The 15,045-nt window shown below is 41.4% G+C and carries 9 protein-coding genes; 3 read left to right on the top strand and 6 right to left on the bottom strand.

The window, feature by feature from the left end:
* Positions 1–15: 15 nt before the first annotated feature.
* The 4 genes from GQF63_RS17840 to GQF63_RS17825 are packed head-to-tail and all read right to left on the bottom strand — an operon-like array spanning position 16 to position 7,836.
* The gene (locus GQF63_RS17840; protein ID WP_160370608.1) at positions 16–1,455 is read right to left on the bottom strand and encodes a hypothetical protein; all 1,440 of its coding nucleotides are present in this window, start codon (positions 1,453–1,455) and stop codon (positions 16–18) included.
* 21 nt (positions 1,456–1,476) lie between these two features.
* Entirely contained in the window at positions 1,477–2,949 is a 1,473-nt protein-coding gene (locus tag GQF63_RS17835; protein ID WP_160370607.1) for a hypothetical protein, read from the bottom strand.
* Positions 2,950–3,001: 52 nt separating this feature from the next.
* Complete coding sequence (locus GQF63_RS17830) at positions 3,002–4,612, bottom strand: RagB/SusD family nutrient uptake outer membrane protein (protein WP_160370606.1); 1,611 nt, start codon at positions 4,610–4,612, stop codon at positions 3,002–3,004.
* A gap of 14 nt (positions 4,613–4,626) precedes the next feature.
* On the bottom strand, positions 4,627–7,836 hold the full coding sequence (locus tag GQF63_RS17825; protein ID WP_160370605.1) for a SusC/RagA family TonB-linked outer membrane protein: 3,210 nt from the start codon (positions 7,834–7,836) through the stop codon (positions 4,627–4,629).
* A gap of 249 nt (positions 7,837–8,085) precedes the next feature.
* Between GQF63_RS17825 and GQF63_RS17820 the strand changes: the two genes are divergently transcribed.
* Positions 8,086–8,976, top strand: coding sequence for an AraC family transcriptional regulator (locus tag GQF63_RS17820; protein WP_160370604.1), 891 nt, complete (start codon positions 8,086–8,088; stop codon positions 8,974–8,976).
* Positions 8,977–9,062: 86 nt separating this feature from the next.
* Here GQF63_RS17820 and GQF63_RS17815 read toward each other — a convergent pair whose 3' ends face one another.
* Together GQF63_RS17815 and GQF63_RS17810 are read right to left on the bottom strand one after the other, a co-directional pair.
* Entirely contained in the window at positions 9,063–10,640 is a 1,578-nt protein-coding gene (locus GQF63_RS17815; protein WP_160370603.1) for a SusD/RagB family nutrient-binding outer membrane lipoprotein, read from the bottom strand.
* Positions 10,641–10,666: 26 nt separating this feature from the next.
* On the bottom strand, positions 10,667–13,744 hold the full coding sequence (locus GQF63_RS17810) for a SusC/RagA family TonB-linked outer membrane protein (protein WP_160370602.1): 3,078 nt from the start codon (positions 13,742–13,744) through the stop codon (positions 10,667–10,669).
* A gap of 349 nt (positions 13,745–14,093) precedes the next feature.
* Here GQF63_RS17810 and GQF63_RS17805 point away from each other — a divergent pair, with 349 nt between their 5' ends.
* Together GQF63_RS17805 and GQF63_RS19810 are read left to right on the top strand one after the other, a co-directional pair.
* On the top strand, positions 14,094–14,447 hold the full coding sequence (locus tag GQF63_RS17805; RefSeq protein WP_160370601.1) for an ISAon1 family transposase N-terminal region protein: 354 nt from the start codon (positions 14,094–14,096) through the stop codon (positions 14,445–14,447).
* Between the two features lie 241 nt (positions 14,448–14,688).
* On the top strand, positions 14,689–15,045 hold a 357-nt coding region (locus tag GQF63_RS19810; RefSeq protein WP_343031051.1), incomplete at its 3' end, for a transposase.

Raw genomic sequence — 15,045 nt, 5'->3', positions numbered from 1 at the left:
AAATCAATCCCACCTTTAAGGGGTTTCCAATACTTGGTTTATCAGGTCTAGGGTTTCTTCCACCAATTGCTGGCCTCCTTCATGGCCCACCAAATTACTTTGCACAATTGCTGAATAACCTTTTCCTGCCTCAGCTCTAGCCGTCGGCAAATAAGTAGGGGTCCCGCCGCTGGCTAATTGCACCAGCATGGTCAACAGCGATTGACTACGGGCTTTAATCTGAACTCCATAATCTAAAAACAACTCAAAAGGATTTGAAGCCATCACAACATCCCCTATTCGAAGCACATTTATCCGCGTAGGAAACTGCGGCTCTTCTTCCTGATTATTATAGCGGGCAATGATTTCGTGATGCCAAAAGGCTTTAGAAGGATCATCTTTAGCTAACTTTTCCGCTTGTAAAGCTTCTGATTTTGTTACCCGACGAACTGGTAATTTAATATCTTTATAAGTATATCGTAAGACAATCTCCTGTTGAATATCCTGCTGCACATAAGGATATACTTCGAGAATTGCCTGCGAAATCCTGCGCCCCAATTCTTGCCGTCTAGTCAGACCTTTCCGCTTAAGCATAGCTTCTTCTGCTTTTTTTCGCCAGATTAAATGGGGAGAAATATCACCTGCAGCAGCTAATTGCGGAAGAATAAACACATGTTGGCCAAACTTTTTTGCTAATTGCTCACGGGCTTCATGCCAAAAGTCTGCCGACACTTCGCTTAAGCTTTCTGTTTCTTGAGCCGGACATGCAATATTGACCAATATCCCGGTCAGTTGCTTCTTACTATCCCAAAGGAACAATAATTCCACAGCATGATCCTCCGTTCCTTCTATATGGGAAAAGGAAGGATTATTTGCATTTCCATACATTACTGTATGGCCAGCCCCAAAGACACTAGAAATAGGTTCAGTATATACAACTCTCCTATTATAGCCTACTACCGCCTGTCCTAATCCCCAGCTAATACCACCTGGCTTTCTATTGTTCCAGGCCTCCATTGCTGCTTCAGCGATTCGTTCAGCTGCAAATTCACGGTATTCATCAGGTTGTATAGCCTCTTTCGGAATATTGAAATTCTGAAGAACGGTTGATGGTCCGGTATGGGTGTGCGTCACATTGATGAGGATTTTATTGGTATCAAAGTTTGGCAGTTTTTTAGCAATTGCTGCTTTAATTTGTTGATCAAAATTATGACGCAAATCAACCAAGTCAATAGATATAAGAAGCGAGGCCTCCACAAGTCTCCCTTTACTACGGGTTTCTAGTGCCAATGCCGTACAAGTAACAGGATCAAGGGCCTTCCTACTTATTCTTGTTTCGAATTGTCCTGCTAAGGCTGTCGGTTTCTCAGGTGTAATACTTTTACTAGACCAACCCGCAAATAACTCTCCCTTTTCTTGGGAAATGGCAACAACAGCAATCCATAAGAAAATAAAACTTAAACTCAATTTCTTCATAATAAACAGTTTTATGAATAATTATTCAGTTGGCCAGCAGCTATTAATAAGTTCAACGGTTCGTTTTACCAAGGCCTCCCCACCAGCGGCACCGACAATATCACTTTCACCAACAGCACTATAGCCACCCCCATAAATTGCCTTCTGCGTAGGTAAGTAGGTGCCAGCACCGGCAAGTTGTACCACTAGTGTTTGCAAAGCTTTGCTTTTAGCTTGTATTTGAATGCTATAGTCGGTGAAGAGCTCAAACTGATTCGTACAAATTGCGATATCTCCGAGGCGAATAACATGAATTTCGGAATCCAACTTACTATTCGGATTTTTCTGCAAGCGTTCATATCGCTTCATCAATCCTTTGTGCCAATTCGATTTTGCCATATAATCATCCTTTGCTTTCGGATCTTTGGCCATTAGGTCTATTGTGTGTTGATATTGCTTGCTAGCTTCCACATATTCTGCTTTGCTAATTTGTCGCATTGGCAATGGAATCACTTCATACTTGTGCATAAAAATCGGTGATTGTTCACGATCATATTGAACAGCTTTATAGGTTTCTTCAACGGCATGGTATACTTGTCTAGCAATGTTCTCCAAAGCCGTTAAGTTCTTTAGTTTATTCATTCGCTCTATGGCTGCCTTGCGGTACATCCGATGCGGTGACAAATCGCCGGATGCCCCAATAAGGGCAACGATAGCTACATCCTCACCGTACTGTCTTTTTAATAGTTTTCGTAATGGATCCCAATAATCAGCATTTACGGCAACACGGGACTCAACTTCTTGCGCCGGACAAGGAACTTCAATTGCGATGGCAATCAATTTATTTGCTTTATCCCAGAAAAAAACACTCTGTACATCATGATCCTCTCCGCCTTCAAGACCTTTAAAGTCGGGACGATCTGTTTTGCCATATAATACGGAAGTTCCGTTATTATAAAGTGATCGTCGATTATAGCCAATTGCAGCTCGCTCTACACCCCATGCTAATTCACCTACCGTTCTATTACTCCACGCCTCTTGAATTCCTTTACAGATTTGCCCAACTAGAAAGGTGACATACTCTTGTACCTGAACGACGCCCTCTTTAGGAATAGCATAACCAAACGCATATTGCTCTGCAACTTCCTCCAAAACCGGCCCAGTATGAATATGCGTGGCATTTAATATAACTTTCGCCGTATCTAATGAAGGAACCAACTTTTGAACTTCCCTACGAACAGCGCTTCGTAAATTATTGGGTATATAAAGGAGATCGCAAGAAACTAGAACAGATGATTCTTTTGAATGAGACCCTTCACGACTTTCCAAGGCTAATATATTTACATACAAAGGAGTTTCTACTTGTGTCGAAATACGGATAGGGAACTGCCCCATTAAGGCAATAGGCGTTTGCGGTGTAATTTCTTTCGAAGACCGCCCGATGTAGAAATCACTGGCATGTACTTCCTCCATTAATCCACAGCACAAATACAGCATCATCAAAAATATTCTCATGTTCTTTTCAGTTTAATAATTCGTTATTTACTAGCTATAGCATGGCTTTACCCTACCATTTTGGGTTCTGCTTAATCGATCCATCGCTTAACGAAATCTCACGCACCGGCACTGGGTACAAATAGTCTCTTGCCGGATCAAACTTTCTGGATGACTCATCCTGTATTAGGATATAACCATCGGAAGAAACGCGAACAGAGCCCGTATACACATTAGCAAAGAAAGTAGCGCCAAGCATTCGCTTTGGTAATACTTGTTCCGCAATTTTCCAACGGATGATATCATCATAGCGAAATCCTTCTTGTGCCAGCTCGACATTTCGTTCACGTCGAATTTCCGTTTGCATGTTTAAGCCATTGGCAATTACAAATTGATTCGTTAGGTTAGGCATGCCTACTCTTGCACGCAATAAATTGATAGACTTGTTTAGGTCAGCATCTGATATTGCATTATCTTTTTCATATTTAGCTTCGGCATAATTTAGCAAAACTTCAGCATATCGTATCATTGCAACATCAACAAAAGATTGCCTACTATCCCAATCAGCTACTATACAGTATTTCTTGGGTGAAAAACGTGTTCTTATGGCTGGCAAATTCCATTTATAAACGACCGGACTGCCGAAAACCTCACCTTCCGTATAAATGGTTGCTTTCATGCGTGGATCCTTATTCTTAAATACAGAGGAGGGATCCTTTTCAGGCCATTCTGCCAATGGCGATTGTTTAAAAGGAAGACCGTCGGCACACAAAAACTCTTCAACCATGGCTCTTGTAATGGATAAATAGCCATTTTCCATTTCTCTTCCAATGTTATGGCTACGAATGCTGTTCGTTAAACTTTGTCCAAAAATAATGGCTAAAATATTCTCCTTATTTCCAAATCCTTCTCCATCTAACTGAAACAGATTATAATAAGGCTTAGCTGTATACAACGAGTGGCCTTCATTCATCGTCAATTCTGACGTTGTAATGGCCAATTGCAAATGCTTGGCAGCATCTCCCCATTTATGATATTTCATATGAGTACCAAAATATAGAGCTACTCTCGACTTGAAGGCTAAAGCAGCACTTTTTGAAATACGTCCGTATCCAGCCTGCCCCAACACTTGTTGTGTTGGCAGATTGCTGATGGCAAAATCAAGATCATCATAGATTTGTTGTAATACAACATCGCGACTTTTTCTCCCATCGGTAAACTCTGGATCAGTAACATTCAATACGCGCAGCACTAAAGGCACATCACCAAATTTCTTAACCAATAGAAAATAGGCAAAAGCGCGCCAAAACTTTGCTTCCCCGACCCATCGATTGATATTCGTAATTTGCTTTCCTTCAGCTTTCTCGATGACTTTATTCGTGCCAAAAATAAGCTGATAAGGACCATTCCAATCTCCCGAAGTCGCCGGAGTCATCCGGCTTCCATCACTTATGCTGTTTAATCCTGTCCCTGTTGCAAAGTCTGATCGCAAATCATCATACACGATACTTTCCGCCGTAATAAGGGATGGAAATTGGTTACAGGCCATTCTAAAATTATCTTCCGTTGCCCAGAAATTGGCATCTGACAGATTCGTTTCTGGTATCCGATCCAAGCTTAAATCACAAGAACTCAATACAAGACCAACAAAACTTATTGCGATTATTTGTTTTATACTTTTCATAACAATTTTCATAATTAAAAGGTGATGTTTAAGCCTGCCTGAAAGGTTCTGAAAAAAGGATAGGTCACGCCAGCATTGTCTGGGAATTCAGGATCGATAAACGAGAATACTTTCGTAAATTCAAAGACATCCTGCCCCGAAACAAACACCCGAACTTTATTTAGTGCTGTTTTCTTCATCAATGAGCTTGGCAGCGTATAACCTAATTCTACGTTTTTCACACGCAGGTATGCTGCGTTCTGCAGCCAATAATCAGATGCCAAATAACTATGCGTACTATTTAAATAAGGTCTAGGCCAGAATGCATTGGGGTTCTCCGGAGTCCAATAATCTAACTGTTCTTTATAAGGCATCCGTACTTCAGAAAACATAGGTTGAAAATCAACGGTATTCAACAACATTTTACGTTGGGCCACACCTTGTAGGAAAGTGGAGAAACTAAAACCCTTATATTCAAAACCTAAATTTAAACCGAACATATATCTAGGGTTTGTGTCTCCCATGCGCACTAAATCACCAGGATTCGCGAGTGTTCCATCGCCCATGCTAATTTTCTTATCCCCATCCAGGTCTAAATATTTCATATCACCCTGACCTGTCTTTGGATTTATCACAACTCCATAATCTTTGTATTCCTGATCGCTTTGGAAAAGCCCATCGGTTTTGTATCCCCAAATGGTGTTTAACGGTAATCCTTCAATCAATCCTACCCGGCCTAACCCTACAATATTCCGTCCTTTATATTTGGTAAGCTTATTGGTATTATCGGATATGAGGGCAGAAACCCAGTATTTAAAGGGCTTAGACATGTCTTTCCAACCTATATTCATTTCCCAACCAGTTGTCTTAAGTTCACCAATATTAAAGGTTGGCAAGCCCACACCTATAATAGATTGCACTTCCATATTGGCGAGCATATCCTTATTCTTCTTCACATAAAAATCAGCGGATAAATTCAATCGATTATCAAACATCCATGTATCTAAACCAATATTTGCCGTTTCTATCGTTTCCCAAGTTTTATTTGGGGAAGCCAATTGCGATTGGTAGATCCGCGTATTACGTGCATTATTGAACGGGATATTATTCGCGGCATAGAGCATGCCTATATAATCATAATAACCCAAAGCATCTGAATTCCCCAACTGGCCCCAAGATCCGCGAACCTTTACATTATTTACGAGGTTATTTTTGGGGAAAAAGTCTTCATTACTAATCACCCAGCCCGCTGATAAGGAAGGGAAAAGCTGCCATCTATTTTCGGGTGCCAAGCGTGAGCTACCATCGTAGCGCAAGTTTGATTCAAACAGGTATTTATCCTTATAGTTGTAATTAAAGCGACCAAAAAACCCCATGGCAGCAGCCGTTGTTATGCCATCGGATACGGTAGCAGATTGTGGATCGCCCCAGTTCAAACTAAACATTTCATTGGTCACTAAGCTTTTGATTCCTGCAGCAATATTATCATAGCGAAAGTCTTCAAAAGAGTAGCCCCCTAATAAGCCGAATTCATGATCTTGCTGTACCTTTAGATTATAGGTTGCAAATGCTTGTAAGGAAGTAAATGTATTCGCATTTACATATTTATTCATACTATTCGTTGGGTTGAAAATAATTGGTTTACCTTCAGCACCTATATACGTCAGTGTTTTTTGAAAACTATTCCCTTTACTAAAACCTAGGCGTTTTGAGCCAATGACATCAACGTTTAGGCCCGGAAGCAGATCTTTGATTTTTAGATTAGAACTTCCTTCGAATGTATATAGCCTACGCGTGCTTTTCCCTTCATCTTTTTCAACCTCGATAATACTTGGCCAAATTCCATTGGAAGCATGGTAGGAACCATCAGGCCGGTACGGTTCTTCCCATCCCCAAAATTTATAGGCCAATAAAATAACCTCATCTACTCCTCGCACGGGTTGATAAACATCGGCATCGGTATAGGACAAGGTCGAGTTTAACGAAACTTTCTTAGACAACTGATTGGATAAATTCAATCTTAAATTATAGCGTTCTTCGGAGTCCGGCCCATACCTTAAAATCCCCTTTCTATTGTAATAGCCTGCAGACATGTAGTAAGAAGTTTTATCATTTCCACCACGCACCGCTACATTATGCGTTTGTATTGGATTAACTTTTTTCAATGCCACAGCAATTTGATCTACATCACTATAGGAAACCCATACGTTAGGGCGTGTTGGATCAATTATAAAGTGCTCCCCAGGATAAAAATCAGAAGGGCGTGCACCGGTTCTAATTCCAATAGTATCTATGACATCGAGTTTTTCGCCACGCATCCAGGCATACTTTATTTCTCCCCAGTAAATAGACCCTGTACTATTGAATACCGACATATCATAGTATTTCGCCTCGTCCCAGCTCTTCATCCTCGTAGGCATTCTGGAGGCCTGGGTCACCCCATAGTTTCCGGAATAACTAACCTCTACTTTATCTTTTTTCCCTTTTTTGGTAGTCACTAACATCACCCCACCTGCCGCATTGGATCCATAAATTGCCGCTGCCGCGGCGTCTTTTAAGACAGAAATACTTTCAATATCATTGGGGTTTAACTCTGAAAATGACCCGCGCACACCATCAATCATTACCAATACACCCACATTATTGATAGAAGAAGCCCCTCGAATCTGCACAGCATAGTTTTCTCCACCGGGTTTACCATTGGTACGCGTAATACCAACTCCTGGAATAGCCCCCTGCATAGCTGCCAATGGGGTAGACATCGATTTATTTTCAAAAGCCTCTTGAGAAATGGTCGATACAGCACCGGTTAAGTTTACTTTTTTGCTGGTGCCATAGCCCACAACAACCACATCTTCCAGCGGATTTGTTTGAAAATCAAGTTTCAATTGTACATCTTGATCGGAGGAAATGAGTAATTCCTGGGTCATATGCCCCACATGGTGAAAAAGAAGGGTCTGCCCAATTCTTGCGGGAATGGAAAATTCACCCCGTTTATTGGTACTTGTTTTTACTTGGGATCCTTTGACCTCCACGGTAACTCCATCCAGCGGCAAGCCATTCGCATCCGTCACTCGTCCCCGAATCGCCGCTTGCATCGCAAAGTCGATTTTTGCTAAGGGATGAGCCTCTACTTTTTCGGGCAATATCCCCATCATCATTACTGTTGGAATAAAACCCAGGAGGATTAAATTGCGATGAATTTTTCTGGGAATACCCTTTGATAATAAAACATAATTTCTCATTATCTTAATTGGTTAGTTATTTAATAAATGTTTGATTTAGGACAGCATAATTTGGGTTATACAGCCTTTTTTTGTCCATTAAAAACTGCTGCTAATCATTTACTAAATCAAAAGTATCCCGAATAGGAAGGATTAAAAACGACTAAATTTTCCACTTAAGACACTATTTTATCATACGAATTGCCATTTTTGGGAAAATTGTGATAAAAATGCTACCTTAATATGGCTATTAAGAATAGTTTATAACCTATGCAAATCAACAGCCTTCAACCCCACCTGGAAAAGATTCCTATCCAAATAGAATCTTCAATTACCGTTAAAAGAGAAGTAACTCCTTTTATGGATTACCCTTGGCATTACCATCCAGAACATGAGATTATTTTCTTAGAGAAAAGCTATGGTATCCGATTTATGGGAAATCATATCGGTAATTTTCAAGATGGCGATTTAATGTTTATCAGCTCGAATCTCCCACATGTTTGGAAGAATGACAATGATTTTTACCAAGAAAATAAGGATCTATTTGTAGACGTTTATGTCATCCACTTTAAGGACGATGTTTTTGGCTTGGACTTTTTCAACCTTCCTGAATTTGTCAGTATTAAGCGCTTGTTTCAGCGAGGACAGCAAGGAGTCTTAATCAAAGGAGAAGATCAGAAAAACATTGCTCGTCTAATCAAGGATGTAGTGAATAACAAAGGAATCGACCGAATTACTTTATTCTTAAAAACCCTTCAGGCTATTGCAGAGGCTACAGACTATGAATTATTATCTGGTTTAGGGTATTTAAACGAGGTAAACACCAGTGACACGGAGCGACTGAATCGTGTGATGAATTTTATCATGCTGAATTACGCTCGTGAAATCAGTTTAGATGAGGTGGCGCAATTATGTAGCCTGACCACTTCCTCTTTTTGTCGCTATTTTAAATCGCAGACTCAAAAAACGTTCACAGAATTTTTAAATGAAGTTCGAATTTTAAATGCCTGCAAATTACTGGTCAAAAATGATCTGACGATTACTGAAATATGTTATCAGGTAGGCTATAATAATATCTCACATTTCAATCGCCAATTTAAATTAGTAACAGGCATCACAGCGAAAGCCTATCATTTGAAATACAAACAGGCCATCATATAAAACATTCAACAAAAAACCCTGGAAAGGAACCCTACTGCAGTTCCTTCCAGGACGTTTAAATCTATTTTAACCGAAAGATCTTTCCTCTAATCCACATCCCACCATAAGCGTACGGATGCTTTATCCTGGCCCCCTAACAAGGCTACCCCAGTTTTCACCCCTTCGGCATTGCTATTATATTCCGCTTCCGGATAGGTCAGGCGTTTGATGAACGTACCTACAGGCAGGTCAGCATTTTCCGATGTAATTAAGTTATACATATCTGGGTATCCAGTTCTTCGGAACTCGGCCCAGGCTTCCCATCCATCCGGGAAAATAGCCAACCATTTTTGCGTACCTATTTGTTTACGCTGCATGGCTTCCGCGCCAGCCCATTGAATTGGCGTATTGGATACCGCCGGCGACTTATAATAGTCGGCCGGAGCAGCAGGCAGGTTTGCTGAATTTACATAAGCCTGAATGGCTGCTGCATCGGTTACACCCCATTGGCTAAGGCTTTGTTTTATCCCTTCTTCATACAGCGCTTTTGCTGTTCCACCCACATTCCAACCATTTAAGGCAGCTTCGGCGCGCAGGAAATAAGCTTCCGCAGCACAGAGAACATGCTGTCTATTGGTAAGGTTTTGCGTATAGGTCCCATTTGCATTATAATTGATCCAATAAGGGCCTACGTTAGATTGCAATGCATTGGAATTGACCGACACATTATTTACCATCACGTTAATGTCGGTAGCCGGCATCCCGTTTCTTCTGGAGCTAAACTCTTTTGTGGTTACATTTTTTTGAAAAAAGATCGCCAATCTAGGGTCTTGGTACCCCGAAAGGTAAGACTTCATGGTTGCACTCATCGAACCCGCATACCAGCCCGCAATATTGGCCAAGCCATTAAAATCATTGCCTACTAAGGAACGTAACACCGAAGCATTATCCGCATTGGCTTCCAATAGACCCGCTGCATAAGCCTCTTCCGCCATTTTCTTCGCTGTCGTTGCATCCTTTTTAGAGATACGCATGGCTAGGCGCAGTTTCAGGGTGTTGGCAAATTTTATCCATTTCCCCACATTGCCACTGTATAGGTTTTCCTGCCCGGCAAATAAGCTTGTGGAAGCATTTAACTTTTTCAAGGTTTCAACCGACTTCGTTATGCGAGCAAAAAAGTCGGCGTAAATTTCCGGCATATCGCTGTATTTAACACCTTGACTGCCATCGACCATCAAGGCCTCGGCATACGGAATCGGACCCATCACATCAGTTAAGCGACCGAAAGAATAAACCCACATAATGTTGGCTAGGGCATGCTCTCCCGATGCCGGATCGGCACCGTCGAGAATGGTCTTCAACTGAGCGCCCACGTGCACATAGGCAACCAGATACATCCGTCTGGCGTATTCAGAATTTAGCGTATAGCGTTCCGTAGAAACACTTTTAGCATAATATTGCGCATAGATATCTGCAAAATAATTCTGCGTAGTTTCATAGTATGAACCATTGACGAACGCGGATGATAATGCCTTATTGAACAAATAGGGATATTCCGCACTGCTGATACTCGTTATGGCATTCACATCGTTATTATCAGCAATAAAATCTTTGGTACAGCCGGTTGCAGACAGTAATGCCAGCGAGACAGCGATATATTTTGTGGTATTGATTAGCCTTTTCATATAGAAATAATAATTAGAGAAATGGATTAGAAAGATAATTTTACACCCATGGTAAAGGTTCTTGACAGGGGCAATACGGCGGCTTCCACTCCTTGGAAGTTCCCCGAACCAATGGACGCCTCAGGATCAACCGGATTCTTTAACTTCCCGATTCCTGGGATATCCAAAATCGACTTGCCTTTGTATAGGAATAACACGTTATTCATGGAGGCCGATAGTTGGGCTGATTTTACAAAAGGCAACAAGCTGTTCGGTAAGCTGTAGGATAAACCTAAATTACGAATGCGGAAGTTGGTCATATCGAACGTAAAGAACTCCGTATACGGGTAAATACCACCGGCACCTACGGTTGTCCAGAATCCTTCTGCGTTAATTGCTTTAGTATTGGCGGCGCCATTTTGATCGACCGCATCAATTACCCAATTGCCATCTCGATGTGCAGTCGTAAATTCACCAACCCCATAATCGGCCATTAATGCGGCAGTTCCGGATACCATTTCTCCACCAATTCTACCGTCCACATTGATATGGAATCCCCAGTTTTTGTATTTGAAATTATTACTCCAGCCCAGCGTTGCGGAAGGGTTATAGTTTCCTACAGGCTTTCCGGTTTCCACCACCGGCATCCCCAAGTTATTAACCACATACTTGCCCGAGTTAGGGTCCACTTTCCATTTCGCACCATATAAATCGCCATAACCACCACCTTTAGAAATAACCACGGTAGCATAGGCAATGCTTGCACTTACATTTACTGAAGAAATTTGATTGGTTAACTCGTTTATTTTCGTCGTATTTCTCGCGAAGTTTAGGGTCGATTCCCAGGTAAAGTTTTCATTGCGGATAGGCTTACCCGTTAATTGCAATTCAAAGCCCTTGTTCTCCACATCTCCTGCATTAATATATTGCGAGTCGAAACCCGTTGAAGTCGTCGCGGCCAAGAAAATCAATTGGTTAATGGAATTACTCTTATACAAGGTTCCGTTCACCCCTAAACGATTGCCGAAGAATTGAAAGTCGAACCCACCTTCGTAAGACGTTGTTTTCTCAGGCTTTAAATCCTGAATGCTTTTCGTTGGGTTTCTGGTAATAAATCCTTTCCCGGAAGCCGCCGTATAGGTATAAGTTTGATTTAATAAGTTTGGTTCGGCATCATTACCCACCATGGTATAGGAACCGCGCACTTTCGCTAAATCAATCCATGATGGCAGGCTTAACCATTTATTCATCACGAAAGACAAACCAACCGATGGGTAGAAATAACTGTGCGGCGCAGGAAGGGTAGACGACCAGTCGTTACGCGCTGTAAAGTCGAGGTATAAGCTTTCCCACATAGCCAAGTTCAAGCTTCCATACACCGAGTTTAAATGTCTTTTATAAGCAGAAATCCCTTGAAAAGTAGGAGTGCTGGCAAAAGCCAAGGAGAAATTGTTAGGCACCGTCAGACCATTGGCCATACTGGTTCCGGTATTGTACTGTCTGGTCAGTAAGCTAGATCCCAACACGTAGTTAAGTTGGAATTGCTCATCAACCACTTTGGTTGCTCCAGTAAATAAGAAGTCAATATTACGGTTGCTGTATTCCGATTTGGTCAAATAGTACTGTCCGCCGGGCAACACGTTCCCATTTGCTTTGGTGCTGTTATAGAAGGAACCGTCTGTTTTTTCATAGAAACGATCCATGCTCATGCGCGTCATAAAGTTTAACCAAGGTGTAAATTGATAGGAAACAGAGCCCATCGCCACGATCCGATCTCTTTTTTCGTTAACCGAGTTTCTATAAATGCTCCAATAAGGGTTATCATTATTCACGTTGGTACTCCAGAATTTACTTTCCGGCAAACCGGTTGACGGATTTATTGTTTCATAATCTTTCAATTCCGCATCGTCCATATCACGCGGCATGGTTAAAATCTGCGCCATGATTCCGTTGGCAGAAAGGCGTTGCTTATTATGAATATCCTGGTTTATGTAGCTTAATTTCAAATCTGTTTTCAGCCCTTTTACCAGTTCCGTATTTATTCTTAAGTCTACGTTATTCCGATTCAGGTAATTTTCCGGAATTACGCCATCAATACGGCCATTGGCCACGGAAAAATACGATTGTACCTTCTCGCTACCACCAGATGCACTGATCGAATTGCTATTGCTGTAGCCGGTGTTAAAGAAGTTTTTCACATTATCGGCATAGGTGGTAGAAGGTGCCCCCCAGCTATCTGTGGCATTAGCGCCTAAAGCGCCGCCATTGCCACGGCCATAGGTATTTTGTAAGCCTGGAATATAGGATACATTTTCAAAGCTATGCGTACTGTTTACATCCAGCTTCCAACGTCCGGCAGCACCTTGCTTGGTGGTAATAATAATCGCACCGTTTACAGCACGGCTACCATATAAAGCGGCAGCTGATGGCCCCTTTAAGACGTTGATGCTCTCGATATCCTCCGGATTGATGTTCGCGCCACCATCACTACTCGAGTATACGTTGGAATACGGTCCGGCCGATTGAGTAACCGAGGTATTATCAAACACAATCCCGTCAATTACCATCAAGGCATTATTATTTCCAGTAATCGATTTATTACCCCGTAGCACGATACGCGCCGAGGAACCCGGCCCGCCAGAGGTGGTAGAAACGACAGCACCGGCCACTTTACCTGTTAAGGCGCTCACGAAGTTTCCGCTATTATCTTTAATGCCACTAACAGCCTCGGCAGATACTTGCTGGGTCGCGTAGCTTAAGCCTTTGGTTTCCCGCTTAATCCCTAAGGCCGTCACCACCACTTCTTCCAGCACATCTTCCGAACGCTCCAGCTCAATGGTTAGGTTATTGCGATTATTGAGCTGAAAAACGAGCTTTTGATAGCCTAACAAGGAAAATTCAAGCTTCGCCCCTAGCTTGGCATTGATTCGGAAAGTTCCATCTGTTTGCGATTTAGTAACGTTTTGATTATCGCGAATCGTTACGTCCGCAAGTGGCGTTCCATCCGTTTTATCAACAACTTTCCCTGTAAAGTCTTGGGCCACAGCCGCCAACTGAACAAAGAAAATGAAACAAAAGGAAATACAGACAATCCTGCAATTTTGATATGCTTCTTTGATTTTCATAAAATTAGATTTTTGGGTAGATATCATAAGTATGATGTCCCAAAGAAGCATTAATCTCCTTTGATATGCAAGAAACTCACCTTTTAAATTAGCGAGAGCGTTGTCGTATTTTTTCCAATTTTAATAGCGATTTTATTTTGAAGAGACTTTGCGGAAGGACAATTGGGTATATGTTTCAAAACATTTTTATAAAATGACCCTCTATAGCCTTTTGATTGTTAACTTAATCAGGACCTTTAGACCGTTAGGATGAATTAAAAATTAGAATGTTATTTTGAATCAAGCAGAATTCTTGAGGGGGTGAAATAGTAAAAATTTCCTGGTTTAGCATCTTTAAAGCCAAAATCCCGTGCAAGACGCCGAACGTAAATTACTATCCTTATTGATGCCCGAAGGGCTTTTAGAATACTTTGAGATTTTAGTAGTAAATCAGGTTGACAATCAACTGCATATTTATTTAGATGAACTCAATATCTCTCCATCTGGTTATGAAAATAGAAAGGTTGAATTCATTGGGTTTATGCCTTCCACCGAAATTTCAGACTTTCCGATTCGAGGACAGAAAGTTACGCTTCACATAAGGCGTCGTCGTTGGACGGTTTTAGATACCGGACAGATTGTTACAAAAGATTGGAACCTAGTACGTGAGGGTGCTCGACTGACTACAGAATTCGGGCTTTTTTTAAAGAAGATATTTGGATAATCATCCTGTAAGTGCTCATCTGGAGGGTTTATTCTTTCAGATGGATGGCAAACAACTGCAGGATCAATACAAGAATCACCTAAGTGATTTTCATGATTGGGATTAAAAACCCCATGCCGAAAATTGGATATTATATCCAGATAATATAACTGAGCACTTAAGTATTGATGAAACAAGCTTTAGCAATGGCGAGCTTTATACCATTGTCAGTAGTAAATAAGGCAAAGGTAGAAAAGGAACCATTCTAGCCGTTATCAAAGGAACAAAATACGAAGACATCATTCGTGTTCTAGAACGAATTCCAATCCGAGCTAGAAACAAAGTAAAGGAGGTGACAATGGATATGGCCCCCAATATGGCTAAAGCCATCACAAGATGTTTTAGAAACGCCAGGAGAGTAATTGCTCGGTTTCATGTTCAAAAGTTAGCATTCGATGCTGTCCAGGAACTTCGAATCCAATATCGTTGGGAAGTGCTTGATAATGAAAGTCAAAACATAAAGGATGCTAGAGAACAAGGTGAACACTATGAACCTGAGGTGTTATCCAACGGAGATACTGTGAAGCAGTTATTAGCAAGATCTAGACATCTATTGTTT

Origin of the sequence: Sphingobacterium humi, from assembly GCF_009768885.1 — a bacterium.
In the GTDB taxonomy this organism is placed as follows: Bacteria; Bacteroidota; Bacteroidia; order Sphingobacteriales; family Sphingobacteriaceae; genus Sphingobacterium; species Sphingobacterium humi.
This window is presented reverse-complemented; position numbering and strand designations above follow the sequence as displayed.

Bases quoted from the DNA above. Each gene is read 5' to 3' on its own strand.
- GQF63_RS17835 (WP_160370607.1), bottom strand. From the start codon at position 2,949: ATGAGAATATTTTTGATGATGCTGTATTTGTGCTGTGGATTAATGGAG.
- GQF63_RS17830 (WP_160370606.1), bottom strand. From the start codon at position 4,612: ATGAAAAGTATAAAACAAATAATCGCAATAAGTTTTGTTGGTCTTGTA.
- GQF63_RS17820 (WP_160370604.1), top strand. From the start codon at position 8,086: ATGCAAATCAACAGCCTTCAACCCCACCTGGAAAAGATTCCTATCCAA.
- GQF63_RS17825 (WP_160370605.1), bottom strand. From the start codon at position 7,836: ATGAGAAATTATGTTTTATTATCAAAGGGTATTCCCAGAAAAATTCAT.
- GQF63_RS17840 (WP_160370608.1), bottom strand. From the start codon at position 1,455: ATGAAGAAATTGAGTTTAAGTTTTATTTTCTTATGGATTGCTGTTGTT.
- GQF63_RS17815 (WP_160370603.1), bottom strand. From the start codon at position 10,640: ATGAAAAGGCTAATCAATACCACAAAATATATCGCTGTCTCGCTGGCA.
- GQF63_RS17810 (WP_160370602.1), bottom strand. From the start codon at position 13,744: ATGAAAATCAAAGAAGCATATCAAAATTGCAGGATTGTCTGTATTTCC.